Source organism: Streptomyces sp. NBC_01451 (assembly GCF_036227485.1).
Classification (GTDB): Bacteria; Actinomycetota; Actinomycetes; order Streptomycetales; family Streptomycetaceae; genus Streptomyces.
Genome location: NZ_CP109479.1, coordinates 6,213,501 through 6,239,239, shown reverse-complemented (window position 1 = coordinate 6,239,239; position 25,739 = coordinate 6,213,501). Strand labels below are relative to the sequence as shown.

Sequence of the window (25,739 nt, the reverse complement as noted above, 5' to 3'; positions counted from 1 at the left end):
TGACCTGCGTCCCAGCGGTCGGGACGTCCGGGTGCTCGCGGTGTCGCCTGCCTCACAATGGGAGGCATGCCGATACCCGGGATTCCCAGCCGCGCCGAGCTTGTCGATCACCTTGTGAAAACCCGCATCGCGGGTGATGTCGCCACGCCCCGCGAGAACAACCTCTCCCACTACCGCAAGCTGGCGAACGGCGAACGGCACTACTGGCTCGGGCTGGAGCTGGGCGACCGCTGGAGCGACGAGCAGGACGTGCTCGCGGTGATGGCCGAGCGGGTCGGCGTCAACGACGATCCCGAACACCGGTACGGCCAGGACACCATCGATCCCGAACTGACGGTCGCCGGACTGGAGCGGCTGGCGGCCCGGCTGCGCAAGGCGGCCGACGGGCAGCAGCGGGTGCTGTTCGCGACCGGCCACCCGGGCGGCCTGCTCGACGTGCACCGCGCCACCGCCGAGGCGCTGCGGAGCGCCGGCTGCGAGATCGTCGTCATTCCGGACGGTCTGACGACGGACGAGGGATACGTGTTCCAGTTCGCGGACGTGGCGGTGCTGGAGCACGGTGCCTCGCTGTGGCACACGCACTCCGGCGAGCCGATGCGGGCGATCCTGACGGGACTGGAGCGGGAGGGCCGCCCGCTGCCCGACCTGGTCGTCGCCGACCACGGCTGGGCCGGGTACGCGGCACAGCACGGCATCGACTCCGTCGGTTACGCCGACTGCAACGACCCGGCGCTGTTCCTGGCCGAGGCGGAAGGCACCCTCCAGGTGGCCGTTCCGCTCGACGACCATGTGACGAGCCCGCGCTTCTACGACCCGCTGACGGCGTTCCTGCTGAACGAGGCCGAACTGCTCGGCGAGTAAAAGGATAAAACTCCTGTTCAGGGGGTGCGGGGGACCCTGATCACGCCCTCCTGGATGACCGTGATGGCCAGCTGTCCGTCCTGCGTGTAGATGCGGCCCTGGCCGAGGCCCCGGCCGCCGGACGCCGACGGTGACTCCTGGTCGTACAGCAGCCATTCGTCGGCGCGGAACGGGCGGTGGAACCACATCGCGTGGTCCAGGGAGGCGCCGACCACGTCGTTGACGGCCCAGCCGCCCCGTCCGTGCGCCAGCAGGATGGAGTCGAGCAGCGTGTAGTCGGAGACGTACGTGGCGAGGCAGACGTGGAGCAGGGGTTCGTCGACGGCGCCGCCGAGCTTGCCGTTCGTACGGAACCAGACCTGGGAGCGCGGTTCGCGGGGCTCGCCGAACCTGCCGTAGGGCGGGTCGTCGACGTAGCGGATGTCGACGGCCTCGCGGGACTCCAGGAACTTCTCGACGACAGCCGGGTCCAGGTGCGCGTACCGGGGAAGCTGTTCGTCGGCCGTGGGCAGGGTCGCCGGGTCGGGGGCGGCGGGCATCGGGGCCTGGTGGTCGAGACCGTCCTCGTGCCGCTGGAAGGACGCGGAGAGGTGGAAGATCGGCTGCCCGTGCTGGACCGCGACGACGCGGCGGGTGGTGAAGGAACGACCGTCCCGGATGCGGTCGACGGTGTAGACGATCGGCACACCGGGGTCGCCGGGGCGCAGGAAGTACGAGTGGAGCGAGTGCGCGGGGCGGTCGGCGGGGACCGTCCGCCCGGCGGCGACGAGCGCCTGGGCCGCGACCTGCCCGCCGAAGATACGCGGGACGATGGCGGGCCGGGACCGGCCGCGGAAGATGTTCTCCTCGATCTGCTCAAGGTCGAGCAGATCGAGGAGAGACTGAAGTGCCTGACTCATACAGTCATTTCTACGGGTCAGCAATTTCCGGGATCTTACGGACCCATGTCCTTACAGGCCCGCAGGGCCCGCAAGGTCCCGGCCGTGCGGATGTACCGCCTGCATGCACCTATGGGTACCCACAGGTACCTACAGGCCCATGTCCTTGGCGATGATCGACTTCATGATCTCGCTGGTGCCGCCGTAGATCCGGTTGACGCGGTTGTCGGCGTACAGGCGGGCGATCGGGTACTCGTTCATGAATCCGTAGCCGCCGTGCAGCTGGAGGCAGCGGTCGATGACACGGTGTGCGACCTCGGTGCAGAACAGCTTGGCGCTGGCGGCCTCGGCCGGGGTCAGCTCGCCCGCGTCCAGGGCCTCGGTGGCCCGGTCGGCGACGGCCTCGGCGGCGTCCACCTCGGCCTTGCAGGCGGCCAGCTCGAACTTGGTGTTCTGGAAGTGCGCGACCGGCTTGCCGAAGACGACCCGCTCCTGCACGTACTGCTGGGCGAACCGGACAGCCGCCTTGGCCTGTGCGTACGCGCCGTAGGCGATGCCCCAGCGCTCGGAGGCGAGGTTGTGGCCGAGGTAGTAGAAGCCCTTGTTCTCCTCACCGAGGAGGTTCTCGACGGGCACCTTGACGTCGACGAACGCCAGCTCGGCGGTGTCGGAGGTCTTCAGACCGAGCTTGTCCAGCTTGCGGCCGATCGAGTAGCCCTCGGACTTGGTGTCCACCACGAGGAGGGATATGCCGTGGCGGCGGTCCTCGGCGCTGGGCGCGTCGGTGCGGGCGCAGACGATCATCTGGTCGGCGTGGACGCCACCGGTGATGAAGGTCTTCGAGCCGTTGAGGACGTAGTGCGTGCCGTCCTCGCTCAGCTTGGCGGTGGTCTTCATGCCCGCGAGGTCGGAGCCGGTGCCCGGCTCCGTCATCGCGATCGCCCACATCTCCTCGCCGGAGACGAACTTCGGCAGGTAGCGCTTCTTCTGCTCGTCGGTGGCGAGCAGTTTGACGTACGGCAGACCGAGCAGCACGTGCACACCGGAGCCGCCGAAGGACACACCCGCGCGCGCGGTCTCCTCGTACAGGACGGCCTCGAACTTGTACGAGTCGATGCCGGCGCCGCCGTACTCCTCGTCGACGCGGATGCCGAAGACGCCCAGTTCGGCGAGCTTGTAGTAGAACTCGCGCGGCGCCTGGCCGGCGGCGAACCACTCGTCGTAGACCGGAACGACCTCGGCCTCGATGAAGGCGCGAAGGGTCTCCCGGAACGCCTCGTGATCCTCGTTGAACACAGTACGGCGCACCGCCGCCTCCTCGACTCGAACACCTAAGCGCTTGCTCAGATCAACCGTACCGGCGAGTACGAAGCCCCGTCCAGTGGAGTTGGGCCGTAACGCTCATCACTCCCCCGCCCTCGCCGCCGCCGCGAAGGCACCCCTGGCCATCCGGTGCAGCAGGCCCGCCGTGACGCCCCGGCCCGGCAGCGCGCCCGGGCGGCCGAGGTGCGGGGTCGAGTTCAGGAGGCCGAAGACCGAGTGGACGGCCGCGCGGGCGGTCGGTTCCGTCAGCTCCGGGTAGACCTTCCGCACCACCTCCACCCACAGCTCGACGTACTGCCGCTGGAGCTGACGCACCAGCTTGCGGTCGCTGTCGCGCAGGCGGTCCAGTTCGCGGTCGTGGAGGGTGATCAGGGGGCGGTCGTCGAGGGCGAAGTCGATGTGGCCCTCGATGAGAGAGTCGAGGAGCGCCCCGGGGTCCCCGTCGGCCTCGGAGACCCGCCGCTTGCCGCCGGTCAGGAGCTGGCCGCTGATGCCGACCAGCAGTTCGGCGAGCATCGCGTCCTTGCCCGGGAAATGGCGGTAGAGGCCGGGACCGCTGATGCCCACGGCCGCCCCTATCTCGTCCACGCCCACACCGTGGAAACCGCGCTCGGCGAAGAGCCGCGCGGCCTCCTTGAGGATCTGTTCGCGGCGGGTCGGGGCGTCGGTTCTCGTGGCCATGCGATTGATTCTAGACACGGAGGTTAGCGGTCGTTAACCTGAGGGAAATACGTTAACGCTCATTAACCGGTCGGCCTTCGGCGGATCACTGGACGACGACCGGCTTCGGCCACTGGGTGAGGGGACCGCAGGATGCAGGAGGCACCGGAGCTCCACAGCGCGGCGGACCCCGCGTCGGAGGCCTGGCGGGCCAACGAGGCGGCTCACCGCGCGCTGGTCGGGAAACTGCACGGCAAGCTGGCCGCGGCCCGGCTGGGCGGGGGCGAGAAGGCCCGGGAGAGGCACACCGCGCGCGGGAAGCTGCTTCCCCGGGAGCGCGTCGACCGGCTCCTCGACCCCGGGTCGCCCTTCCTGGAGATCGCCCCCCTCGCCGCCGACGGGATGTACGAGGGGCAGGCGCCGGCCGCCGGTGTCATCGCCGGGATCGGGCGGGTCAGCGGGCGTGAGTGCGTGATCGTCGCCAACGACGCCACCGTCAAGGGCGGCACGTACTACCCGATGACCGTGAAGAAGCATCTCCGCGCGCAGGAGATCGCCCTCGACAACCGGCTTCCCTGTATCTACCTGGTGGACTCCGGGGGCGCCTTCCTGCCCATGCAGGACGAGGTCTTCCCCGACCGTGACCACTTCGGGCGGATCTTCTTCAACCAGGCCCGGATGTCCGGCGCCGGGATTCCGCAGATCGCCGCCGTGCTCGGATCGTGCACCGCGGGCGGCGCCTACGTACCCGCCATGAGCGACGAAGCGGTCATCGTCCGCAATCAGGGGACCATCTTCCTGGGCGGTCCCCCACTGGTGAAGGCCGCCACCGGTGAGGTCGTGACCGCCGAGGAACTGGGCGGAGGCGACGTCCACGCGCGCGTGTCGGGCGTCACCGACCACCTCGCCGAGGACGACGCGCACGCCCTGCGCATCGTCCGCAACATCGCCGCCACCCTCCCCGCGCGCGGGCCGCTGCCCTGGGACGTCCAGCAGTCCGTCGAGCCCAAGGTCGACCCCCACGGGCTCTACGGCGCGGTGCCCGTCGACTCCCGCACCCCCTATGACGTACGGGAGATCATCGCGCGCGTGGTCGACGGTTCCCGGTTCTCGGAGTTCAAGGCCGAGTTCGGGCAGACCCTGGTCACCGGCTTCGCCCGCGTCCACGGCCACCCGGTCGGGATCATCGGCAACAACGGCATCCTGTTCTCCGAATCCGCCCAGAAGGGCGCCCACTTCATCGAACTCTGCGACCAGCGCGGCATCCCCCTGCTGTTCCTCCAGAACATCTCCGGCTTCATGGTGGGCCGGGACTACGAGGCGGGGGGCATCGCCAAGCACGGCGCCAAGATGGTCACGGCGGTGGCCTGCACGCGCGTGCCCAAGCTGACGGTCGTGGTCGGCGGGTCGTACGGCGCGGGGAACTACTCGATGTGCGGCCGGGCGTATTCACCGCGCTTCCTGTGGATGTGGCCCGGCGCCAAGATCTCCGTCATGGGCGGCGAGCAGGCCGCGTCCGTCCTCGCGACCGTCAAGCGGGACCAGTTGGAGGCGCGCGGGGAGTCCTGGCCGGCGGCGGACGAGGACGCCTTCAAGGACCCGATCCGCGCACAGTACGAGCGCCAGGGCAACGCCTACTACGCGACCGCCCGACTCTGGGACGACGGTGTCATCGACCCCCTCGAAACCCGCCAGGCAGTGGGGCTCGCGCTCACCGCCTGCGCCAACGCGCCACTGGGCGAACCCCAGTTCGGCGTCTTCCGGATGTGAGACGTGAGGGGACCTCTGACCATGTTCGACACAGTGCTGGTCGCCAACCGGGGCGAGATCGCGGTCCGGGTCGTCCGCACCCTCCGCGCGCTGGGCGTGCGTTCGGTGGCCGTCTTCTCCGACGCGGACGCCGACGCGCGGCACGTCCGGGAGGCCGACACCGCCGTACGGCTGGGACCGGCGCCGGCCGCCGAGAGCTATCTGTCCGTCGAGCGGCTCCTGGAGGCGGCTGCCCGCACCGGCGCCCAGGCCGTGCACCCGGGGTACGGCTTCCTCGCGGAGAACGCGGGCTTCGCGCGGGCGTGCGTCGATGCCGGGCTCGTCTTCATCGGGCCGCCCGCCGACGCGATCTCCCTGATGGGCGACAAGATCAGCGCCAAGGAGACGGTGAAGGCAGCGGGAGTACCCGTGGTGCCCGGCGGCCGTGACCCCGAACTCGCCTTGGCAGCAAGGGAGTTGGGTGCCCCGGTACTGCTGAAGCCCAGTGCGGGTGGCGGCGGCAAGGGCATGCGTCTGGTCCGGGACCTCACCACCCTGGAGGAGGAGATCGCCGCCGCGCGGCGCGAGGCCCGCGCCTCCTTCGGTGACAACACGCTCCTCGTCGAGCGATGGGTCGACCGGCCCCGGCACATCGAGATCCAGATCCTGGCCGACGCCCACGGCAACGTCGTACACCTGGGCGAGCGCGAGTGTTCGCTCCAGCGGCGCCACCAGAAGCTCATCGAGGAGGCGCCCAGCGTGCTCCTCGACGAGCGGACCCGGGCCGCGATGGGCGAGGCGGCGGTCCAGGCGGCACGCTCCTGCGGGTACGAGGGCGCGGGCACTGTCGAGTTCATCGTCCCGGGCAGCGACCCCTCCTCGTACTACTTCATGGAGATGAACACCCGCCTCCAGGTCGAGCACCCGGTGACGGAGCTGGTCACCGGCCTCGACCTGGTGGAGTGGCAGCTGCGCGTGGCCGCAGGCGAGCCCCTGTCCTTCGGTCAGGCGGACGTACGGCTCACCGGGCACGCGGTCGAGGCCCGTATCTGCGCGGAGACGGTGTCCGTGCGGGCGGGCGCGCGCGGGTTCCTGCCGTCCGGCGGCACGGTGCTCGCCCTGCGCGAACCCTCCGGCGACGGCGTACGCACCGACTCGGGCCTGACCGAGGGCACGGAGGTCGGTTCGCTGTACGACCCGATGCTGTCCAAGGTGATCGCGTACGGCCCGGACCGCCCGACCGCGCTCCGCAGACTCCGGGCGGCCCTCGCGGAGACGGTCACCCTGGGCGTGCCGACCAACGCGGGGTTCCTGCGTCGGCTGCTGGCCCATCCGGCGGTCGTGGCGGGCGAGTTGGACACCGGACTGGTGGAACGCGAGGTCGACTCCCTCGTACCGGACGGGGTGCCGGAGGAGGTCTACGAGGCGGCGGCGGCCGTACGACTGGAGGCGCTGCGGCCGAAGGCGACGGAGGGCGGCTGGACGGATCCCTTCTCCGTGCCCAGCGGCTGGCGCCTGGGCGGCACCCCGAAGCCACTGCCCTTCGAGCTACGGGTGACAGGACTCGAACCCGTCACTCACGTCCTCCAGGGCACGCACACGGTCACCGACGACCAGGTGTCCGTGGTCGTCGACGGCGTCCGCCACACCTTCCACCGCGCCGGCGACTGGCTGGGCCGCGACGGCGACGCCTGGCAGGTGCGCGACCACGACCCGGTGGCGGCCTCGCTCAGCGCCACGGGCTCCGCGGGTGCCGGTTCCCTCACCGCGCCGATGCCCGGCACGGTGACGGTGGTGAAGGTGGCGGTCGGGGACGAAGTGGCCGCCGGGCAGAGCCTGTTGGTGGTCGAGGCGATGAAGATGGAGCACGTCATCACCGCCCCGCACGCAGGCACCGTAGCCGAGCTGGACGTCACCCCGGGGACGACGGTCGCCATGGACCAGGTACTGGCCGTGATCGCACCCGCGGAGTCCTCGGCAGAGGAGGAGAAATGACGCTCCCCATGGTCGTACCGGCCCCGGACCTGCCCGCAAGGGTCAGAATCCACGAGGTGGGCGCACGGGACGGCCTCCAGAACGAGAAGACGACCGTCCCGACAGCCGTAAAAGCGGAGTTCATCCGCCGGCTGGCCGACGCGGGCCTGACGACGATCGAGGCGACGAGCTTCGTCCACCCCAAGTGGGTGCCCCAACTGGCGGACGCGGAGGATCTGTTCCCCCAGGTCGGCGATCTCCCCGTACGTCTGCCGGTGCTCGTCCCCAACGCACGCGGCCTGGACCGCGCCCTGGCGCTCGGCGCACGGCAGGTCGCCGTCTTCGCCAGCGCGACCGAGTCCTTCGCCAAGGCCAACCTCAACCGGACGGTCGACGAGTCGCTCGCGGTGTTCGAGCCGGTGGTCCGGCGGGCGAAGGACGAGGCGGCGCATGTGCGCGGCTATGTGTCGATGTGCTTCGGCGACCCCTGGGAGGGGGCGGTCCCGCTCCACCAGGTGGTACGGGTGTGCCGGGCGCTGCTGGACATGGGCTGCGACGAGTTGAGCCTGGGCGACACGATCGGCGTCGCCACCCCCGGCCATGTCCTGGAGCTGCTGTCCTCCCTCAACGAACAGGGTGCGCCGACGAACGTGCTGGGCGTGCACTTCCACGACACGTACGGACAGGCGCTCGCCAACACCCTGGCCGCGCTCCAGCACGGCGTCACCACCGTGGACGCCTCCGCGGGCGGCCTCGGCGGCTGTCCGTTCGCCCGGTCCGCGACCGGCAACCTCGCCACCGAGGACCTGGTGTGGATGCTCCAGGGCCTCGGCATCGAGACCGGGGTCGACCTCACCGGCCTCGTCGCCACCAGCACCTGGATGGCGGACCGGTTGGGCCGGCCGAGCCCGTCCCGCACCGTACGAGCCCTGTCCCACAAGGATTCCGCGGAATCAACGGAATCCACGGAACCTACGGCACCCACGGAATCCCAGGAGCGGTGAAGGACCATGGACCACAAGCTCTCCCCCGAACTGGAAGAACTCAGGCGTACGGTCGAGCAGTTCGCGCACGACGTCGTGGCCCCGAAGATCGGCGACTTCTACGAGCGGCACGAGTTCCCGTACGAGATCGTCCGCGAGATGGGCAGGATGGGCCTGTTCGGGCTGCCGTTCGCCGAGGAGTACGGCGGGATGGGCGGCGACTATCTGGCGCTGGGCATCGCCCTGGAGGAGTTGGCGCGGGTCGACTCGTCGGTGGCGATCACGCTGGAGGCGGGGGTGTCGCTGGGCGCGATGCCCATCCACCTGTTCGGCACGGAGGAGCAGAAGAGGGAGTGGCTCCCGCGCCTCTGCTCCGGCGAGATCCTGGGCGCGTTCGGCCTGACGGAACCGGACGGCGGCTCGGACGCGGGGGCGACCCGGACGACGGCCCGGCTGGACTCCGACACCGGTGAATGGGTGATCAACGGCACGAAGTGCTTCATCACCAACTCGGGCACGGACATCACCGGCTTCGTGACGGTCACGGCGGTGACGGGCCGCAGGGCGGACGGCAGGCCGCTCATCTCCGCGATCCTCGTCCCGTCCGGGACGCCGGGCTTCACGGTGGCGGCGCCGTACTCGAAGGTCGGCTGGAACGCCTCGGACACGCGGGAACTGTCCTTCGCGGACGTACGGGTGCCGGCCGCGAACCTGGTCGGCGAGGAGGGGCGCGGCTACGCCCAGTTCCTCCGCATCCTCGACGAGGGGCGCATCGCGATCGCCGCGCTGGCGACCGGACTTGCCCAGGGCTGCGTGGACGAGTCGGTGAAGTACGCCAAGGAACGGCACGCGTTCGGGCGTCCGATCGGCGCGAACCAGGCGATCCAGTTCAAGATCGCGGACATGGAGATGAAGGCCCACACGTCCCGCCTGGCCTGGCGGGACGCGGCCTCCCGGCTGGTGACCGGCGAGCCCTTCAAGAAGGAAGCCGCCCTGGCCAAGCTGTACTCGTCCACGATCGCGGTGGACAACGCCCGCGACGCGACCCAGATCCACGGCGGCTACGGCTTCATGAACGAGTACCCGGTGGCCCGGATGTGGCGCGACTCGAAGATCCTGGAGATCGGGGAGGGCACAAGCGAGGTCCAACGGATGCTCATCGCGCGGGAGTTGGGGCTGGGGATGGAGATGGCGGGCTGAGATCCACGGACAGGGCGCCGGTGATCGCGGCGATGTGCCGGTAGGCACTGTGGGCCGCCGCGACGGCCCGGTCCTGCGCCTCGGGGCCGCTGAGTGCCTGGTTCATCCGGGCGGTGAGGCGGGCCCAGCGCTCGCGGTCGCCGCTGGTGTAGTAGTCGACGCCGTCCGTGCCGGGCAGACGGTAGGCGGCGGTGACGTACGGGTGCAGGAAGAGGGCGCCGAGCGTCGAGCCCTCCATGACGTAGAGGGACCCGACGAGGGCCGGCAGGTCGGACTCCTGGGCCCGCTCCCGAATCTCCGCCGCGAACGCTTCCGCCTCCTCGGCGGCCTGGGAACCGGGCGCGGTGCCGAGGTCCGCGAAGTAGGCCAAGTCGCGCTCGATGAGCGGGAGTTTGCCGAGGTCCGCCGACCACACGGAGTCGGCGGAAGGCTCCACGGCTCGGGCGAGTTCACCTTCGAGGGCGCTCAACACCACCCGGTAGGCGGCGAGTTGACCGACGTAGCGCTCGACGGGAAGTGTCCCGGCGATCATCGCGCTCGCGAAGGGGGTGGCCTCCAGTGCGTCGTGCCAGTCGCGGGTACTCGCACGCAGCCGCTCGACCGGCGTGGCCGACGCCGGGACCGGGGCCGGGGCCGCCGTCACGCGCCGCTCCGCTGCTGGAGCGTCTCGTGGAGACGGTCGATGAGGTGGCCCTTGCGTTCGATGGTGAGGTCGAAGTAGGCGGCGCTCCGGTCGGACCGGCACACGCGGTACACGCTCTCCTTGGCCTCACGCTTCAGCAGGACCGCTTCGGCGGCGAGCGCGAGAAGCGTCGACTCCAGTTTCGGATGCCCGAGGACGTACGACTTGAGCGCCTCCCCCGAGAGTGACGGCTGAGCCGACTGGGACGACTCCGGGTCGAGCAGTTCGAGGAAGACCCGGTTGCTGAGCCCGTCGTAGTCCTCGTGGATCCGGCCGCCGCCGAACTCGGGCACGAAGTCGGTGAGGTCGTTGAACAGCTGGCTGGCCAGGCCGAGTTGGCGCATGGCGGCGTCCAGGACGTACTGCTCGTCGTCGACGACGCGCAGACCCGCGAGCGCCGAGTCGAGGGGCATCCGGAAGAGGGTGCCGGTCTTGAGGGCGGCCAGCGACTCCCAGTAGGCCACGCGCTCTTCGAGGGGCGCGGCGATCAACTCGGCGCGGGTCTCGGCCGTACGGGTGGACAGGTCGACGGCCTGCCCGGTGAAGCCGCTCTCGACGGCCCGCACGAGGCTGTCCACCACAGCGGGATCGGCCGCGTGCCGCAGGACGGCCGCGATCAGCCAGGAACCGGTGTTGAGCGCGAGGGGCACGCCGTGGGTGACGTGGAGGGCGGGTTCGCCGTAGCGGACGTCGCTGCCGTCCTGGATGTCGTCGATCGCGACGAATGCCTTCAGCATGACCCGCACGGCCACGGCGGCCCGCCGGACGACGGCCAGGTCGGCCTCGGCAACGTCGTGCCCGGTCTCATCGGGGAAACCCCGGTAGTTGCGGTAGGCCCAGTACACCATCGACGGCCGCAGCGGAGCCCGGTCGCCGCCGGGCGCCCCGGCGGTCGGGGGCAGCGCCTCCTGGCCCACCTTCGACCCGACGGCGTCGGCGACGGGCTCGTACAGGGAACGTCGCAGGGCAGCCTCGTACACGGACTGCGCGGCGACCGCCCCGGGAGCGGTCAGCGAACCGAGAAACTCGGCCAAGTCGTCCTCCAGCAGTGCGGCGTCGCTCCGCACCACCTCCGCCACCGCGTCCAGCGCTTCCCCAGCCGCCTCAGCGACCCTCTCCGTGGCACCCATACCCGCCCCAGCCTCCGCTTCCCGCTCCCGCCCCGACCCCCGTCGACACGCAGAAGCGTGATCGCAACTGGCATATTTCGCAAGGGAGTTCGAGGACAGTGAGGCGGTCAATATGGCAAAATCCGGCCACCGAGTGCACCGAACAGGCCTGCACAGGCATGCACGCATACCCCTCTGGCAAATTCCAAAGACAAAAGCCACTCGTACGGCTGAACGCATCGCCTTGGCACCGCAGAAACGTATTCACCCCATTACGTTCCATCGCATGGTCAGCTCACCGCACGAGGCGATGCACCAGATCTTCAGGGAGGACCCGGAGCTCTTCGCCCGAGCCCTTCCGAGGGCCGGCATCCCCTTCCCCAAACCCACGTCGATCCAGTTCCTGGACACCGATCTCACCGAGATCAAGCCCCTGGCACGCCGCGTGGACACCCTGTTACGGATCACCACGGAGGACAACGACGGTTATCTGCTCGCCTTCGAGTCCCAGGGCAAACCGGACCAGGAGAAGCACAGCAGTTGGACGTACTACTTGGCCTATCTCTACGCCACATACAAGGTGCCCCCGATCCTGCTGGTGCTCTGCCGGGACAAGAACACCGCGTCCTGGGCCGCGAACCCGATCCGCATCGGCCTGCCGGCCCACACCAGCATCGCGGCCTTCCCTCTGGTCCTGGGCCCCGACAACCTGCCCACGATCATCGACCCGGACGAGGCGGAACAGGACATCCCCCTGGCGGTCCTCTCCGCACTCGCTCACGCCAAGGACCCGGCCCTCCCTGCGATACTGGAAGCTCTGGCAACGGCGCTGGCCAACATCGGCGGCAATGCCTTGGATGACTGGGCGGAATACACCGAAATCGGCTTGGGCGACACCCCGGCCCGCGCACTCTGGAGGAACCTCGTGGCCATGCGTCCCAGCCGCTTCCCGGGCAGCGGCACCATCGTGGAGGAGTACCGCATCAAGGGCTTCGCCCAGGGGGAGGCCGAAGGCAAAGCCAAGGGCGAGGCCGAGGGCCGGGCCAGGGGCGAAGCTGAAGGCCGCGTCCAGGACATCCTCCGCATCCTCGACCTCCGCGGCATCGACATCACCGAGGCCGCCCGCGAACGCATCAGCGGCTGCACCGACCTGGACACCCTCGGCACCTGGTTCGACCGGTCACTCACAGCCACCGACGCGGAAGAGCTGTTCGCCCAGGGGTAGCCTCCGGAACCGACACGGGCCGCGCCGCCAGAGTTCACCGGGGGCGCGGCCCGTTCCACTTGAGGAAACCTTGGGTCGGGGGATCAGAGCGACTGGATCCGGGAGCGACGCCGGCCTGAGAGGGCACGGCCGAAGGCGACCGATTCCCCTGTTCTTCTCACGCTATAAACTCACCCAACTACCCTAGGTGCACATTCGTTTTCAAGTGCCCCACCGCGTCCACAAATTGCCAGGCCCGGAGTGCGCACAGGTAGGGACTCGGGATGCGGCGATCTGACAGCGCGAGGGGCGTGGTCCGGTGACAGCACAGGACAGCAGGGGCAGGCAGCAGGGTCGGGGTACGGGCGTAGGGCTTGACCCGTACGCGTCGCCGAGGGCCTTCTACGGCTGTGAGCTGCGCCGGGAGCGGGAAGCAGCCGGCTTCTCCCAGGAGTAGTTGGGCGAGAAGGTCTTCTGCTCGGGCACGTACATCGGCCAGTTCGAGTCCGCGATCCGCCGCCCACAGCCGGACCTGTCCCGCCTTTTCGACCAGATCTTCGGTACGGGACAACACTTCGAGCGGCTGTGCGGCCTTGCCCGCAAGTCCAAGCACGCGGCCTACTTCGCGGACGCGGCGGAGTTGGAGACACTGGCGAAGACGATCAGCGAGTACGCGCCGATGTTGGTGCCGGGGTTGCTGCAGACGGAGGCGTACGCGCGAGCGCTGATCAGCGCGGCTCAGCGGTTCGAACCGCAGAAGACGGTCGAGAAACTGCTGCGGACCCGAATGGAGAGGCAAGCCCTTCTGACCAGCCCCACGGCTCCCCAACTCTGGGTCGTTCTGCACGAGGCTGTGTTGCGTACGCAAGTGGGCGGTGCAGCCGTGATGGCCGAGCAGCTGACCAGTCTCGTCGAAGCGGCTCGGACGAATCGCCGGGTACTGATGCAGGTGCTGCCGTTCGAGGCTGGGGCGAGCGCGTTCCTCAACGGAACGACGAGACTCTGTTGGTGATCTTCAGTGGGTGCTGACAGTCGCTCCGGTCGGTGCTTCAGTGGAGGCAGCGGGGCGGTGTCGAGGTCGGGGCGGGCCTGATGTCGTTGCAGCCAGGGGATTACCAGCGGATTCCGGCGCGGACCGTGCGCACGGCGTGGGCGGCCTGTCCGAAGGGAACCCCCGCGATGCTGGTGCGGGATCGTCTCGATGTGCTGTTCGAGGATGAGGAGTTCGCCGACCTCTATCCCGCAGATGGGCGGCCAGGGTTCTCGCCGGGGCAGCTGGCACTGGTCTCGGTGCTGCAGTTCGCCGAGGACCTGTCGGACCGGGCAGCCGCGCAGGCGGTGCGCACTCGGATCGACTGGAAGTACGCCCTGGGCTTGGAGTTGGAGGACTCCGGGTTCGATCACTCGCTCCTGTGCGACTTTCGGGCACGGCTGGTCGAGGGCGACGCGGCGGACCGGATGCTCGGTGTGATGCTCAAGCGGCTGACCGAGGCAGGGCTGCTGAAGTCCGGCGGGCGGCAGCGGACCGACGCGACGTATGCGCTGGCCGCGGTGCGGCGGCTCAGCCGCCTGGAGCTGGCCGAGGAGAGCCTGCGGGCGGCCCTGGAGGAGCTGGCGGAGATCGCGCCGGGATGGCTGCTGCCGTTGATCGAGCCCGAGTGGGACAAGCGTTACGGGCGGAGGATCGAGATCAGGAAGGTAGCCGGCGGGCCGGAGGCCGTGATCGCGCGGGCGGAGACTTTCGGACGGGACGGGCAGAAGGTGCTGGCCGCCCTGTGGTCTCCCGGCACGCCGGGCCGGCTGCGGGCTCTTCCCCAGGTGGAGATCCTGCGACAGGTGTGGGTTCACCACTACTACTGGGACGAGGAAGGACGACTCCGCTGGCGTGACGGGCACGCGCTGCCACCGGCGAGCCTGCGCTTCGACTCCCCGTACGACACCGACGCGCACTACTGCACCAAGAACGGCACCGAGTGGAGCGGCTATCGCGTGCATTACACCGAGACCTGCGAGGAACAGCGGCCCGAGATCGTGGTGCACGTCGCCACCACGATCGCCCCGGTCCAGGACGGCCGGCTCACCGAGCAGATCCATGACGACCTGGCCCAAGCAGCCCTGGTCCCGGCCGAGCACGTGGTCGATGCCGCCTACATCACCCCGGCTCACGTCCAACGCGCCCAGCAGGTCCACGCGATCACGCTGCTCGGCCCGATCGTCGCCGACCACAGCCGCCAGGCCAAGAACGGCGAGGGTTTCGGGAAGTCCGCCTTCACCATCAACTGGGGGAACCAGCAGGCCACCTGCCCCCAGGGCAACCTCAGCCGGGAATGGCGCCCCCTGCGCATCAGCGGCCACGACTACATCCAGGTCAAGTTCGACAAGGCCACCTGCCTGGCCTGCCCGGTCCGCCCGCAGTGCACCGACGCAGTCAGCGGACCGCGCTCGCTCGCGCTGCTACCCACCCGCGAACTGCACGAGATCCAGCAGAGCAACCGCCTGGACCAGAACACCGAAGACTGGCAGCGTCGCTATGCGATCCGTGCTGGCATCGAGGCGACACTCTCCCAGACCGTCCGGAGCAACGGCCTACGGCGTGCGCGCTACCGCGGGCTCGCCAAGACGCACGTCCAACACATGCTCACCGCCATGGCCTGCAACCTCACCCGCACCGCCGACTGGATCACCGAGACACCCAGAGGACGCACACGATCAAGCCGATTTCACACCCTTTGCACTGCAGCCACTGGATGACTCCCGAAGATCACCAACAGAGTCACGGCATTGCCTCTAAGGGCCGTCCCGTAAGTGATCTCCGAGCTGCCTCGGGCGTGACTGGCCGTGGACCGACTCGCCCGTCTATCCGGCGAGGGCGAGGTTGTGCAACCGAGCAATACCGAGCATGGCGTGGTGGACTCCGTCGCCTTTGAGACGGCAGTCACGGAGGATCTTCCACGTCTTCATGCGGGCAAAGACGTGCTCGACGCGCGCGCGGACCTGCTTGTGGGACTTGTTGTGCTCCTGCTTCCAGCCGGGCAGGTCTTCGCCCTTGCGCGGACGGTGGGGCATGACGAGCCCGGTGCCGGGATAGCCTCCGTCGGCGATTGTGAGTGTCCTGCCAACGGCGGCCTTGGCGCCGGATTCCTCCCACGCTTTGCAGTCATTGCGGTTTCCGGGCAAGGGCCGGCCGACCACGACGACCAGCCGGGTATCGGCATCGATGACGACCTGATGGTTGGTGGAGTACCGGTAGTTCTAATAGCTCATCGGTGAGCCTGAGCGCGTGAGCGCAAGGGCTGCCGAGTGAGGTGGAAGCCTGCCCCACTTCCGGGACGAGATCCCCGTGGTCAGACCGGCTCTGCCTCGCGCCCGCCCTGCCGGGCGGAGACCTTCGGTAGTTCCGGGACCTTCGATCTCTTGTCTAAGACCGGTCCCGCCCGGCAGGAGCGGGTCAGGTTTCATGTCGCCAGCCCGCCGACAGGGGCCGACCTCTCAACAGTTCGCGAGCCCAGAGCTCTCCAGCAGACCGAGGTCCCTGCCGGTCGCTGGAGACACGAACGGCTCATGAGATGGCGTGCCCCGAGCACTTCTATTAGAGCGCCGCGTGCTCCGCCCGGGAAATGACGTGCATGACGAGACGGAGGTAGAGAAGTTGAGCGCGATCTTCTGCGGCATCGACTGGGCGGAGGGGCACCACGACATAGCCCTCGTCGACCAGGACGGCAGCCAATTGGCCAAGTTGCGGATCAGCGACGACAGCGCCGGCTTCCACGCCCTGCTGGAACTCCTGGCCCGCCACGGCGACAGCGCCGAGTGCCGGATCCCGGTCGCCATCGAGACTCCGCGTGGGCTGCTGGTCGCCTCTCTGCGAGCCACCGGCCGCACGGTCTATGCGATCAACCCCTTGGCCGCCGCCCGCTACCGCGACCGCGGCAGCGTCTCCAGGGCCAAGTCCGACGCCGCTGACGCCCGAGTACTGGCCAACATTCTCCGTACCGACCGGCACGCACATCGCCCACTGCCCGCAGACAGCGAAGCCGGGCAAGCCATTGCCGTCCTCGCCCGTGCCCACCAGGACGCGGTCTGGGATCGGCAACAGATGGTCAACCGGCTCCGCTCCCACCTGCGCGAGTACTACCCGGCCGCCCTCACCGCCTTCCACGGACCCGGCAAACTGGGACTCGACTCCGCACACGCACGAGCGGTTCTTGCGGCCGCCCCCACGCCGGCCTCTGCGGCCAGACTCACCCGCAGCCAGTTGCGCGGACTCCTCACACGGGCGGGTCGCCTGCGGCGCGGCATTGAAACGGAGGTCGAACGGCTCCGGGAGATCTTCCGGGCGGAGCACCTCCACCAACTGCCGCTGGTCGAAGAGGCCATGGGGCGACAGGCATCGGCACTCATCCAGCAGGTCAACGCTGCCTGCAGCAGTGGCACCGACCTCGCAGCGGCGACAGAGGATGCGTTCCTCGCGCACCCAGACGCCGACATCATCACCAGCTTCCCGGGTCTGTCCGTGCTCTCCGGGGCCCGACTGTTGGCCGAGATCGGCGACGACCGCTCCCGGTTCGCGGACGCGAGGGCGGTCAAGGCATACGCCGGAGCGGCACCCGTGACACGGGCGTCAGGCCGCAGCCACGTCGTCGTGGCTCGGACCGTCAAGAACCAACGACTCGCCAGCGTTGGTCACATGTGGGCCTTTGCCACACTCCGCACAGGCGCTCCCCGCGCCCATTACGACAGGCGACGAGCCGGCGGAGAACGCCATACCGCCGCACTACGAAACCTGTTCAACAAGCTCCTGGGCTGCCTATACCACTGCCTGCAGAACCGAACGACGTACGACCCCGACCGAGCCTTCCCAGCCCCTTTGCCCCTCGCCGCCTGAGCGCGGACTTGACCTCTCAACGACATGAGATGTCTTGGACTGCTCGGACACGGTGTGATCGCGGGTGGGCACCAGAGTGCCGTCCACGATGAGCACGGTGTCCTTGGTGAACCGCTTGCGGCCCTGGAGAGCGAGCATCGGCCCGAGGTGATCGATGATGCGGTCGGCCGCGGACTTCGAGACCCCGAACAGCGGGGCAAGCTGGCGCATCGTCAAGTTGGTTCGCCAGTAAGCCGCCACCAGCAGTGCTCGGTCCTCCAGCGGCAGGTTCCACGGTCGGCCCCGCCGCACCGCATCCGCGCCCCCGCGGCGCAACATGGTCACCATCTTGGCGAACTGGCGCGGGCTCAGCCCAGTGAATGGGGCTATCCAGGTCGGCTCCGACGCCGTGATCACACAAGCCATCGCCTGATCATCTCAGTTGCACGTGTGGCTCTCTCCAGCCGATCCTGTGTACTCGACGGATGAGGAGGACGGCGTGGGGCTGATTCTGTTCCCAGGCGACGGGGACACTACCAGTCCGGATGTCGCCTGGTCCTACTCCGGCTTCCACGCGTTCCGCTGCCGCCTGGCGCAGGCGGAAGGATTCGCCCTCGACGAGATGCGGGGCTTCGGCGGAGAGCGACTCTGGAGCAACGTCTCCACCACGCTGGAGCCCTTCCTCGACCGTCCGGACGACGGCGGCGGTGAGCTCTCGACTGCCGAGTGCACCGGGATCTTGCCCCGGCTGGAAACGATCACCGGCGAATGGCAAGAGCAGACCGCCCGCCCTCTCCTCCAGCAGCACATCGAAAATGCCCGCCAACTGGCGCTCGTCCTAAGCCTCTGCATCGAGAAAGACGTCGAACTCCTCTTCATGTGAGGCCTGTCGATCCGGGTCCACTCACCATGGCGGCCACAGTTACGGGACAGCCCTTAGCGCACATTGAGCGGCAGCGACAACATCTACCCAACCCACGGAATGAATTATCTCCTCATCGCTCATTCCCCTTCCGCTTACCACACCGTCCAGGACGCGATTCAGCTGTTCCAGTGCAACAGCTTTCCTGTCGTTCAGCAGAATGAATCCGATTCGCCCGGAGGGCTCGTCGAGCACTCCGGTGTCGTCGAAGAAGTCCAAGGCGTCGTCGAACCCGACCCCAGCCTGTGCCACCGGCAGCCAGTTCTTCTCCTGCCATTCTCGACTGCACAGCCTGCGCAACCATTCCACAAGTTGGAGGCGCAACCAGGGCATCTGCGCGTCGGGGCCGTCAACGTGCATTGCAGCTCCTCCACGCCATAGCCACCACTGCGGCAACGGTCAGCTCTTCCGGCAGCACCGGACTCCAATGCCTCCGCACGGCGCTGCTCGGACATAAACATGGTGCACCTCTTCTATAGAAGTGTCACTCATACACCCGAGCTGCCATCACCATGTCCCCCACGAACTTCCAGCTCGGCGATTCAGGCACCTCTTGGCCATTGTTCCGAAACCAACCGGGGCAGTCGTTCAGCCAAGCGGCCCAGGCTTCCAGGAAGGCGGGCAGGGAATCGTTCTCCCAGCGCTCGGGATGCGCAGCTAGGTCCTCCGCAGCCAGTTGAAGGAAAGCCGCCAGATCCTCCCTGGTGCGCAGTTCGCGCACCTTGCCAGCCAGCCGTTCCATTACTTTCCTCTCACTGCGATCGAAATTCCGTCATTCTGCGTGGTGAACTTCCACGACTGATTCTCCACCTCGGCAGCCGTGGCCCGCTGGAACCGGATATCAACACCGGCCTGTTGGAACACATAGAGCCTTCGGTTGTCAAGGGTGTACTTCTTTCCATCTCTTTCGAATATCTTAATGGGCGGAATGGCGTCAGCGTTGGTGCGACCGAACTTCAGGTCGTCGATCACCTCGGTGACTGACCTCCCGTCGCTGAATTTTGCGCCGATACTATCCTGCGAGAATCGCACGGCCTTGGGTGAGATGGTCCCCTGCGCAGGTAGGCCGCCCATCGGTCCTGGCTTCCGCGGCCCCGGCTTGCCCTTGCTTCCGGCGCCTCCCTTGCCGCCGGGCAGGATGGCGCCGGCTGCGGCCCCGACCCCAGCCGCGTTGCCGTCAGCACTGAACCCGTGCTCCTCGCCCCAGGCCCTGTACCTGTCGGCGAGGCACTCGTTCTGCACGATGCAGGCAGGTGTGAAGAGGGCACCGATAATGTCGAGAGTGCTGGCGATCGGCAGGCCCACACCATAGAGGGCGTTGGCCAACGGACCCTTCTGGCTGCTGGTCGCCCAAGCCATCACCACCGGGTCTTCGGCCCACTTTGGATCGAAATAGGGCCCAGGGGTGGTCAGGTCGGTGTCCCCGAACAAGGACCCGGAACTGGAGGTAGCAGCGGTCCCCTTGGAGTAGTTGACGGCCTCCATCGGGCGCCCATTCCCGGACGAACCGTCAGGACGCTTCGGGCAAGCATCCTCCTTGCCACCGCACGCAAGCCCCAGCCCCGTGGGGTCGCTGAACGTAAGCGGGTTCTGGCCGCCGTAGGTGTAGCCGTTGAGGGTCTGCTGCTTGTCGAGTTCCAGTAGCGGGTCGACGCTGATGAACCGCCCGGTAGACGGATCGTATTCACGCGCCCCCAGATGCGTCAGCCCCGTACCAGAATCCGTCGAAGCGCCAAGGAACCCCTTGTCGTCGGGCCAAGGGCCGAAGGTCGACTGGTCTCGGTCCGCGCCGAACGGTTTGCTGTAGCGCTTCGTGATCCCCTGGGTCGCGTTGTCCACGGCGAGGCTGCTCGTGCCGTGGTGATCCGCGGCCAGCCAACTCAGCTTGTCCGTACCCGACTTGTTGGTGCGCATCGCGATCGTCGCGCCGGCGCCCGAGTAGTAGCGCTGAGCCCAGAACTTCGCCGTCGAGGTCGAGGTGTCGAGGTGGATCTCGCTCGATCCCAGGTACAGGACCGTCTCGCCGGCTGTGTTGCGGCGGATCAGGAGGCTGCCGTCGGCGTCGTAGACGTAGCCGGTAGTGCTGGTGCCCTCCTTGAGGGTGTCGAGCTTGCTCTCCGCCGACCAGGTCAGTGTCTGGCTCGCGGTGCCGTCCGGCCGGGTCGTGGTGTTGCCCGTCGCGTCGTAGGCGTAGGCCGAGGCGATGCCGGTGCAGGTGTTGGCGGTGGTGGCGAGGAGACGGTGGGTCTTCGCGCTGTCGTAGCAGTACGTCGTGGTCGTGGGTGTACTGCTGGTTTTGGTGACCTCGGTCGCACGCAGGCCCGAGTCCTTGTACGTGTACGACGTCCAGTAGGGGGCGGCGCCTCCCAGGCTGGCCGTCGTGCGGTTGGCCGTGGAGCAGTCCGCTGCCGCCGGGGTCCAGGCGTCGGTCAGACGGCGGTGGCCGTCGTAGGTGAAGCACTGGTTGTCCGCCGCGCCGGTACCGCCGAGGGTCATCGGGTCCGAGACGGACGTGACGTTGCCCGCGACGTCGTAGCCGTAGTTCAACTGCTGGAGCGTGTAGGCGTGTGTGTCGTCGGTGACCGACGACCGGAGGAGACGGTCGGTACCCGGCTCATAGATGTTGCTGACGTACACGTTGTAGGTGCTCTCGGCCTCGGACTTGCCCAGGCTGAGCACCTGAGGCTGCCCCAGGGACGTGTAGCTGGCGTCCAGCATGTAGACGCTGGTCCCCTTGACCCGGGTGTTCAGACCAAGGCCGTCGTACGAGTAGGCGACGAGCTCCGACTCAAGGCCACCGGCGGCCGGCACCGTGACGTTTCGTTGAGTCCCGTCGACGTCGTAGTACGCGGTGGAAGTCAGCTTCGCAGCGACAGCCTTCTTGGCGACGAGGGGGTCCGCCTCCGGCAGTTCGAGCTGGGTGGCGGTGGCCCGGTACATGCTGTCGAATTCCGTGACCCTCTTCGTGTACGCGGTCTCAGCAGGCTTGACAGCCCCGCCGACATAGCGGGTGGCGGAGTCCCGCTGGCCCTTGGCGCCGGTGACCCCGTCGTAGGTGTACGCGGTGAGTTTGTTCGCGTCGACCTTTTCCTCGGTGGTCGAGGTCAGGTCCGCCGTTGCGGGGGCCGACCACGTGCCGGTGTTGCGGCCCAACACGTCGTAGCCGCTGATCACGACCCGGGCCGCCGCGTCCTTGGTCCAGGAGACCTGGTCCAAGGTCGTGTAGCCGGTGGTCGTCGTACCCATGTCGGGATCAGTGGCGGAGGTCTGACGGCCGTACAGGTCGTAGGCATACGACCAGGCGCTGTCGGGGCCAGTGATCGTGAACGGCTTACCGTCGCGGGTGTACGTGAACTTCGTGGACGTGTAGGTCGCGCCCACCGTGGCGCCGTAGCCGGTGTCGGCCGGGCTGGTGCCCTCGTACTCGCGGGTTTCCGTCGTACGGCCCTGGGCGTCCACGATCGTACGGACGGCCGAGCCTCCGTCCAGGGCAGTCGTCGCGGTGGAGTCACCCGTGTAGCTGGTGCTGGTGCTCCACTTCTTCACTCCCCCGCTGTAGAAGGTGCTGGTGACGGGCCGTTCCGCACCATCGAAGACGATCACCGACTCTTTGGGGGTCTGGCCGTCGCCGGCTTCGAAGTACTCGCCGGACGGAGGGTTCTCGTCGTCGAAGAGATCGGCGTACGTCTGGCTGACCAGGCCTCGGTTGTTGTAACGAGTGTCCGTCAGCAGTCGACCGCCGTGCGGTGTGACGCTCTGGGTCTGGAGCGGCCTCAGCAGCGAGTCGTAGATCTCGTAGCTGGTGTTGTACGTGCCGTCGTTCTTGAGCGTCGAGGTCGAGGACCAGGAGTTGTCGGCGTTGGAGACCGAGTAGGCGTACGTGTAGTTGGGGCTGTAGTCGGCAGCGCGGGAGCGGTTGGGCAGCCACGTCGCGGTCTGTCGGCCGAGGGCGTCGTACGTCGTCTCCGTGATCTTGCTGTTGATGTCGTAGACCTTGGTCGGCAGACCTCGGGCGTAGTCCGCGTAGACAAAGGTGCTCTGCGTCTTGGCGTTGGTGACCTTGGTCCGGGTCAGCGGGCCCGCCGTCTCGGGAACGTAGAACGTGGCCGTGGTGTTGCCGTCGGTGTCGGCTACCGTGGCGACGCGGCCCAGGGTGTCGTACGTCGTCCGACTGGTCGTCTGCCATGCGGACGGGTGGCGTTCGCCGTTCGTGGCCGCCGCCGGGTAGGCGGTGGGGCGGCCGACCCAGGTGACCGCGCCCTTGGTCGGGGTCTGGGACGCGGACCAGGCGGCTGTCGTGGACGTGCCGTCGTAGACCATCGCGGTGTCGGAGAGGACGTCACCGCGTGTGGCCGATGACGTGGGCAGAGCCAGATCGGTCTCGGCGGTCGTGCAAGCTCTGCCGAGCACTCGGGTACGGGAAACCAGGGAGTTGATACCGAGCGTGTCATTGGCCGCGTACCAGGTGCGGGTGCACGTCTCGTCGCCGGTGATGGCCGCGTCACCCGCGTCGTACACCTTCAGCGGCTGGCCGTAGGCGTCCCATTCGGTGGTGGCCGTGGTGCGCGTGCGCCAGGATGTGTTCGCCGTCAGATAGGTGTGCGTGTACGCCTTCTCCGTACGGACGAAGTAGGCCTTGCTGTTCGAAGCGCTGTGGGTGGCAGTGGTGCGGTACCAGGGGTCGTTGACGGTCACGCTGACCGGTGTCGAACCGTTGTAGGTGATCCGCTCCCGCAGGAAGCCCGCGTACGGGTCGCTGTCGGTCTGGTCGGCGATGTCCAGGCCGGTGAAGTCGATGCCGGCGACCGAGGCGGACCGCGTGGTGGCGGTGCCCTTGAGTTTGTCCCCGTGCATGCCCTGCAAATAGGTGGAGACCGTCTTGCTCTGGGTGGTGCCCGCGATGCCCTTGGTGGAGGTGACCTTTCCGTAGCCGCGCCAGTCGGACCACGTGCGCTCGGCTACGGGGGTCAGCGGGTCGTCGTTGTAGTGCCAGGCGGGGCCGGAGTAGGTGTAGGTGTTCTCGACGTCCGCGCTCTGGCTGTACGGGTCTGCGCTGAGGACAGCGGTGACCCGGTACTTGTGGAACCAGTCGATGGATGCCTCGGCGGCTCCGTTGATGTTCCAGTACTGCGGATAGCAGGGCTTCGAGTTGTCGTCCTCGGCGGTCGGCATGTTCGAGCCGCGCACGCACTCCGGGCCGGTGATGGTGACCGTGGTGACGGCGCCCGTCTCGGAGGTGACCGTCCTGATCCGGGGGCGGTTGAGCGGCAGGATGTTGTCGGTGTCGCCGTCGACCCGGTTTGGCCGCATCTCGTAGGTGAAGGTCACCGGATCGAGCTTGATGGCCGTGCCGTTCTTACCGGTGTGCTGAACGGACTCCAGGACCAGGCTGTGGTCGGAGGTGTCACCGATGTCGTTGCCGTCCTTGAAGTCCTGGTCCAGGGCCCAGGAGTCGACGGCGGTGAACGCGCTCGTGGCGGCCGACCAGGCGTAGGTGTTGACGCCGGTCAGGCGCTTGCGGGTGAAGAAGGACGGGCTCGACGCGTCGCAGTCGGCCCCTGAGGCACAGATCGAGTCGAAGGGGACATCGGGCCACTTGGGGGCGGAGGAGTCCGTCAGTTCGCCGCAGTCGGAGACCGTGCAGCGTTCGGCGTAGGAGAAGGTGACCTTGTCGGAGGTCACGCCTGAGAACAGGGTGTCCTTGTTCTGGCCGTAGCGGATCTCAGTGAGGTAGCCGCCGCGGGTGTACTTGGCTGTGGCGGTGGAAGCGTCGTTCTGGGCGTAGTAGTTGGTCTCGGGGGTGTACCAGTACGTCATGGCATTGCCGCGAACGTCCACGACGTAGTCCAGGTTCCAGCGCCAGGCCTGGGTGAGCGAGCGGCTGGCGAAGGCGGAACCCTTGTCGTAGCCGGGCTCGCCGGAGTCGTTGCCGTAGACCGGCACCGTCCATACGGAGTTGGTGCGGTCAGTGGTGGCCGCGCCGGGGAGCTTGTGCTGACCGAAGACGTACTTCGTGCCATCGCCGGTAGTGACGGTCCAGTACTCGCCATCGTCGTCGCCGTTGTCGCCCCCGGTGGAGCGGACAACGGTGGAGGCGTCGTCAGAGCTCAGTCGCCAGACGTCGTCGGTCTTGTCGGCCGCGTCGACCTTGACCAGCTTGCTGGACTTGCCGTTGAGGACGATCGAGGCGTTCTCGAACTTCCAGCACAGGTCGAACTTGTCGGCCTGCCCGTCCTTGTCACAGCTGCCGTAGGAGCGCTCGATGTACGAGGACGACGAGATTTCGAAGCCCTCGCCAACCGGGTTCGACTGGTTGTTCGTCGAAGCGGTACGCCCGTCGACACTGCCGGAGTCGTAGGACAGCGACAGTGACGGGGACGGTCCGGCCGCAGCGGGCGGCACGGCCATGCCGTACGACCATGTGAAGGCGCCGGAGGAGCCCCCCGCCTCCCAGCTGGAGGCGGGGGAGAGCGGGCTCGCTGTGTAGTCGCCCGCGCCGGACGGGGACGCGCCCGCAGTCGCCGCGAGGGCCAGGACGGTCACCGCAGAGGAAGCGGAGGACGTCGAAGTGGTGACCTTGGCGGTAGAGTTGGGCGTCGACGAACTCTTCTGAGCCCTCGATGCCCCAGGTTCCGCAGCGAGGGATACCTTCGCCGAGACGGTCTGGCCCGAGATGTTGTTGTGCGAGTCGAGCGGTGTCCGCTCTCGGCAGGCCGCCTTGTTCGGCGTCGTCAACGCACAGGCCGGGAGCTGGAACAGCCGCAACCGACCGGACCATCCGCCGCCGTACGCGGAAGCGAAGTCCGAGTAGTCGACGCTGACTTCGGCAGTGCCGGGGTCGGCAGCCGTCGCCGTCAGCAGTACGCCCTTGATACCGGCAGCTTCGGTCGCCTTGCGGCTGCGGACCTCGACACGGGTGTCGCCCGAGGCTCCGTCCCGCGTACCGGTCAGCGTCACCGGAAGACCGCCGGCCGTCAGCCGGGCAGCCTTGCCCTTCCCTGCGAGCCCCGCCTTCGCCGAACCCGCCTTCGGCCAGGTCGCGGTCTGCTCAGCGCGGGCGCGCCTGCCCTGTTCGGCGTTCTCCGCACGGGTCTCGGCCACCCGGGCCCTGGCCTTCTTGGCGCCCTGCCCGTTGAACTCGTGTACCTCGGAGACCAGTTGCTCCGGCATCTTGGGCTTGCCCAGGCCGACGACGCTGTCCGCCGCCTGGACGGGTGCCGCGACAACGCTCGACACGACGAGGGACATCACCACAGCCGACAGAATGCGTCGGCTGAAGACAACCCGTCTGATACTGGCGCCAACCCCACGCCTTCCGGCACTCACAGCA

18 protein-coding genes and 2 pseudogenes are annotated in these 25,739 nt (G+C 68.1%); 10 read left to right on the top strand and 10 right to left on the bottom strand.

Features of this window, described 5'->3' with window-relative positions:
- Window positions 1–66: 66 nt before the first annotated feature.
- The gene (locus tag OG595_RS27445) at window positions 67–861 is read left to right on the top strand and encodes a phosphatase (RefSeq protein WP_329276532.1); all 795 of its coding nucleotides are present in this window, start codon (window positions 67–69) and stop codon (window positions 859–861) included.
- A gap of 17 nt (window positions 862–878) precedes the next feature.
- On the opposite strand, the gene tesB is transcribed toward OG595_RS27445, so the two are convergent.
- The 3 genes from tesB to OG595_RS27430 form a co-directional block, all read right to left on the bottom strand.
- Window positions 879–1,760 carry an acyl-CoA thioesterase II gene (tesB, locus tag OG595_RS27440; RefSeq protein ID WP_329276530.1) on the bottom strand — a complete coding sequence of 294 codons (882 nt, stop codon included), beginning with the start codon at window positions 1,758–1,760 and terminating at the stop codon, window positions 879–881.
- A 129-nt stretch (window positions 1,761–1,889) separates the two neighbouring features.
- The gene (locus OG595_RS27435; RefSeq protein ID WP_164406893.1) at window positions 1,890–3,047 is read right to left on the bottom strand and encodes an acyl-CoA dehydrogenase family protein; all 1,158 of its coding nucleotides are present in this window, start codon (window positions 3,045–3,047) and stop codon (window positions 1,890–1,892) included.
- Between the two features lie 96 nt (window positions 3,048–3,143).
- The gene (locus tag OG595_RS27430; protein WP_329276527.1) at window positions 3,144–3,743 is read right to left on the bottom strand and encodes an SACE_7040 family transcriptional regulator; all 600 of its coding nucleotides are present in this window, start codon (window positions 3,741–3,743) and stop codon (window positions 3,144–3,146) included.
- A 132-nt stretch (window positions 3,744–3,875) separates the two neighbouring features.
- On the opposite strand from OG595_RS27430, the gene OG595_RS27425 reads away from it, so the two are divergent.
- The 4 genes from OG595_RS27425 to OG595_RS27410 are packed head-to-tail and all read left to right on the top strand — an operon-like array spanning window position 3,876 to window position 9,628.
- On the top strand, window positions 3,876–5,492 hold the full coding sequence (locus OG595_RS27425; RefSeq protein WP_329276525.1) for a carboxyl transferase domain-containing protein: 1,617 nt from the start codon (window positions 3,876–3,878) through the stop codon (window positions 5,490–5,492).
- A gap of 21 nt (window positions 5,493–5,513) precedes the next feature.
- Window positions 5,514–7,466, top strand: coding sequence for an acetyl/propionyl/methylcrotonyl-CoA carboxylase subunit alpha (locus OG595_RS27420; protein ID WP_329276523.1), 1,953 nt, complete (start codon window positions 5,514–5,516; stop codon window positions 7,464–7,466).
- On the top strand, window positions 7,463–8,449 hold the full coding sequence (locus OG595_RS27415) for a hydroxymethylglutaryl-CoA lyase (protein ID WP_329276521.1): 987 nt from the start codon (window positions 7,463–7,465) through the stop codon (window positions 8,447–8,449). Before OG595_RS27420 ends, OG595_RS27415 begins: the two co-directional genes overlap by 4 nt.
- A gap of 6 nt (window positions 8,450–8,455) precedes the next feature.
- On the top strand, window positions 8,456–9,628 hold the full coding sequence (locus OG595_RS27410; RefSeq protein ID WP_329276519.1) for an acyl-CoA dehydrogenase family protein: 1,173 nt from the start codon (window positions 8,456–8,458) through the stop codon (window positions 9,626–9,628).
- On the opposite strand, the gene OG595_RS27405 is transcribed toward OG595_RS27410, so the two are convergent.
- Window positions 9,585–10,271 carry a biliverdin-producing heme oxygenase gene (locus OG595_RS27405; RefSeq protein WP_329276517.1) on the bottom strand — a complete coding sequence of 229 codons (687 nt, stop codon included), beginning with the start codon at window positions 10,269–10,271 and terminating at the stop codon, window positions 9,585–9,587. The genes OG595_RS27410 and OG595_RS27405 overlap by 44 nt on opposite strands.
- Window positions 10,268–11,440 carry a polyprenyl synthetase family protein gene (locus tag OG595_RS27400; RefSeq protein WP_329276515.1) on the bottom strand — a complete coding sequence of 391 codons (1,173 nt, stop codon included), beginning with the start codon at window positions 11,438–11,440 and terminating at the stop codon, window positions 10,268–10,270. Before OG595_RS27400 ends, OG595_RS27405 begins: the two co-directional genes overlap by 4 nt.
- Before the next feature lie 265 nt (window positions 11,441–11,705).
- Between OG595_RS27400 and OG595_RS27395 the strand changes: the two genes are divergently transcribed.
- From OG595_RS27395 to OG595_RS27385, 3 genes are all read left to right on the top strand, one after another.
- Complete coding sequence (locus OG595_RS27395) at window positions 11,706–12,644, top strand: hypothetical protein (protein ID WP_329276513.1); 939 nt, start codon at window positions 11,706–11,708, stop codon at window positions 12,642–12,644.
- Window positions 12,645–13,080: 436 nt separating this feature from the next.
- Window positions 13,081–13,635: a DUF5753 domain-containing protein gene (locus OG595_RS27390; RefSeq protein WP_329276512.1), complete on the top strand. Its 555-nt coding sequence runs from the start codon at window positions 13,081–13,083 to the stop codon at window positions 13,633–13,635.
- Between the two features lie 80 nt (window positions 13,636–13,715).
- Window positions 13,716–15,374, top strand: coding sequence for an IS1182 family transposase (locus OG595_RS27385; protein ID WP_329276511.1), 1,659 nt, complete (start codon window positions 13,716–13,718; stop codon window positions 15,372–15,374).
- A 105-nt stretch (window positions 15,375–15,479) separates the two neighbouring features.
- Here the strand turns inward: OG595_RS27385 and OG595_RS27380 are convergent.
- Window positions 15,480–15,875, bottom strand: a pseudogene (locus OG595_RS27380) (transposase); the annotation flags it as partial.
- Window positions 15,876–16,272: 397 nt separating this feature from the next.
- Between OG595_RS27380 and OG595_RS27375 the strand changes: the two are divergent.
- Window positions 16,273–17,508, top strand: coding sequence for an IS110 family transposase (locus OG595_RS27375; protein ID WP_329283230.1), 1,236 nt, complete (start codon window positions 16,273–16,275; stop codon window positions 17,506–17,508).
- A 33-nt stretch (window positions 17,509–17,541) separates the two neighbouring features.
- Here OG595_RS27375 and OG595_RS27370 read toward each other — a convergent pair.
- Window positions 17,542–17,913: pseudogene (locus tag OG595_RS27370) on the bottom strand (helix-turn-helix domain-containing protein); the annotation flags it as partial.
- A 73-nt stretch (window positions 17,914–17,986) separates the two neighbouring features.
- On the opposite strand from OG595_RS27370, the gene OG595_RS27365 reads away from it, so the two are divergent.
- Window positions 17,987–18,370 carry a hypothetical protein gene (locus tag OG595_RS27365; protein WP_329276509.1) on the top strand — a complete coding sequence of 128 codons (384 nt, stop codon included), beginning with the start codon at window positions 17,987–17,989 and terminating at the stop codon, window positions 18,368–18,370.
- Between the two features lie 39 nt (window positions 18,371–18,409).
- Here OG595_RS27365 and OG595_RS27360 read toward each other — a convergent pair whose 3' ends face one another.
- The 3 genes from OG595_RS27360 to OG595_RS27350 form a co-directional block, all read right to left on the bottom strand.
- The gene (locus OG595_RS27360) at window positions 18,410–18,769 is read right to left on the bottom strand and encodes an SCO4402 family protein (RefSeq protein WP_329276507.1); all 360 of its coding nucleotides are present in this window, start codon (window positions 18,767–18,769) and stop codon (window positions 18,410–18,412) included.
- A gap of 124 nt (window positions 18,770–18,893) precedes the next feature.
- Window positions 18,894–19,151: a DUF7660 family protein gene (locus OG595_RS27355; RefSeq protein ID WP_329276506.1), complete on the bottom strand. Its 258-nt coding sequence runs from the start codon at window positions 19,149–19,151 to the stop codon at window positions 18,894–18,896.
- Window positions 19,151–25,657 (bottom strand): RHS repeat domain-containing protein, encoded by a 6,507-nt coding sequence (locus OG595_RS27350; RefSeq protein ID WP_329283228.1) that lies wholly within the window; start codon window positions 25,655–25,657, stop codon window positions 19,151–19,153. Before OG595_RS27350 ends, OG595_RS27355 begins: the two co-directional genes overlap by 1 nt.
- Between the last annotated feature and the right edge of the window lie 82 nt (window positions 25,658–25,739).

Excerpts from the sequence above, each read along its gene's own strand:
- OG595_RS27445 (WP_329276532.1), top strand. The coding sequence starts at position 67 with ATGCCGATACCCGGGATTCCCAGCCGCGCCGAGCTTGTCGATCACCTT.
- tesB (WP_329276530.1), bottom strand. The coding sequence starts at position 1,760 with ATGAGTCAGGCACTTCAGTCTCTCCTCGATCTGCTCGACCTTGAGCAG.
- OG595_RS27430 (WP_329276527.1), bottom strand. The coding sequence starts at position 3,743 with ATGGCCACGAGAACCGACGCCCCGACCCGCCGCGAACAGATCCTCAAG.
- OG595_RS27425 (WP_329276525.1), top strand. The coding sequence starts at position 3,876 with ATGCAGGAGGCACCGGAGCTCCACAGCGCGGCGGACCCCGCGTCGGAG.
- OG595_RS27420 (WP_329276523.1), top strand. The coding sequence starts at position 5,514 with ATGTTCGACACAGTGCTGGTCGCCAACCGGGGCGAGATCGCGGTCCGG.
- OG595_RS27415 (WP_329276521.1), top strand. The coding sequence starts at position 7,463 with ATGACGCTCCCCATGGTCGTACCGGCCCCGGACCTGCCCGCAAGGGTC.
- OG595_RS27410 (WP_329276519.1), top strand. The coding sequence starts at position 8,456 with ATGGACCACAAGCTCTCCCCCGAACTGGAAGAACTCAGGCGTACGGTC.
- OG595_RS27400 (WP_329276515.1), bottom strand. The coding sequence starts at position 11,440 with ATGGGTGCCACGGAGAGGGTCGCTGAGGCGGCTGGGGAAGCGCTGGAC.
- OG595_RS27395 (WP_329276513.1), top strand. The coding sequence starts at position 11,706 with ATGGTCAGCTCACCGCACGAGGCGATGCACCAGATCTTCAGGGAGGAC.
- OG595_RS27385 (WP_329276511.1), top strand. The coding sequence starts at position 13,716 with ATGTCGTTGCAGCCAGGGGATTACCAGCGGATTCCGGCGCGGACCGTG.
- OG595_RS27360 (WP_329276507.1), bottom strand. The coding sequence starts at position 18,769 with ATGCACGTTGACGGCCCCGACGCGCAGATGCCCTGGTTGCGCCTCCAA.
- OG595_RS27355 (WP_329276506.1), bottom strand. The coding sequence starts at position 19,151 with ATGGAACGGCTGGCTGGCAAGGTGCGCGAACTGCGCACCAGGGAGGAT.
- OG595_RS27350 (WP_329283228.1), bottom strand. The coding sequence starts at position 25,657 with ATGTCCCTCGTCGTGTCGAGCGTTGTCGCGGCACCCGTCCAGGCGGCG.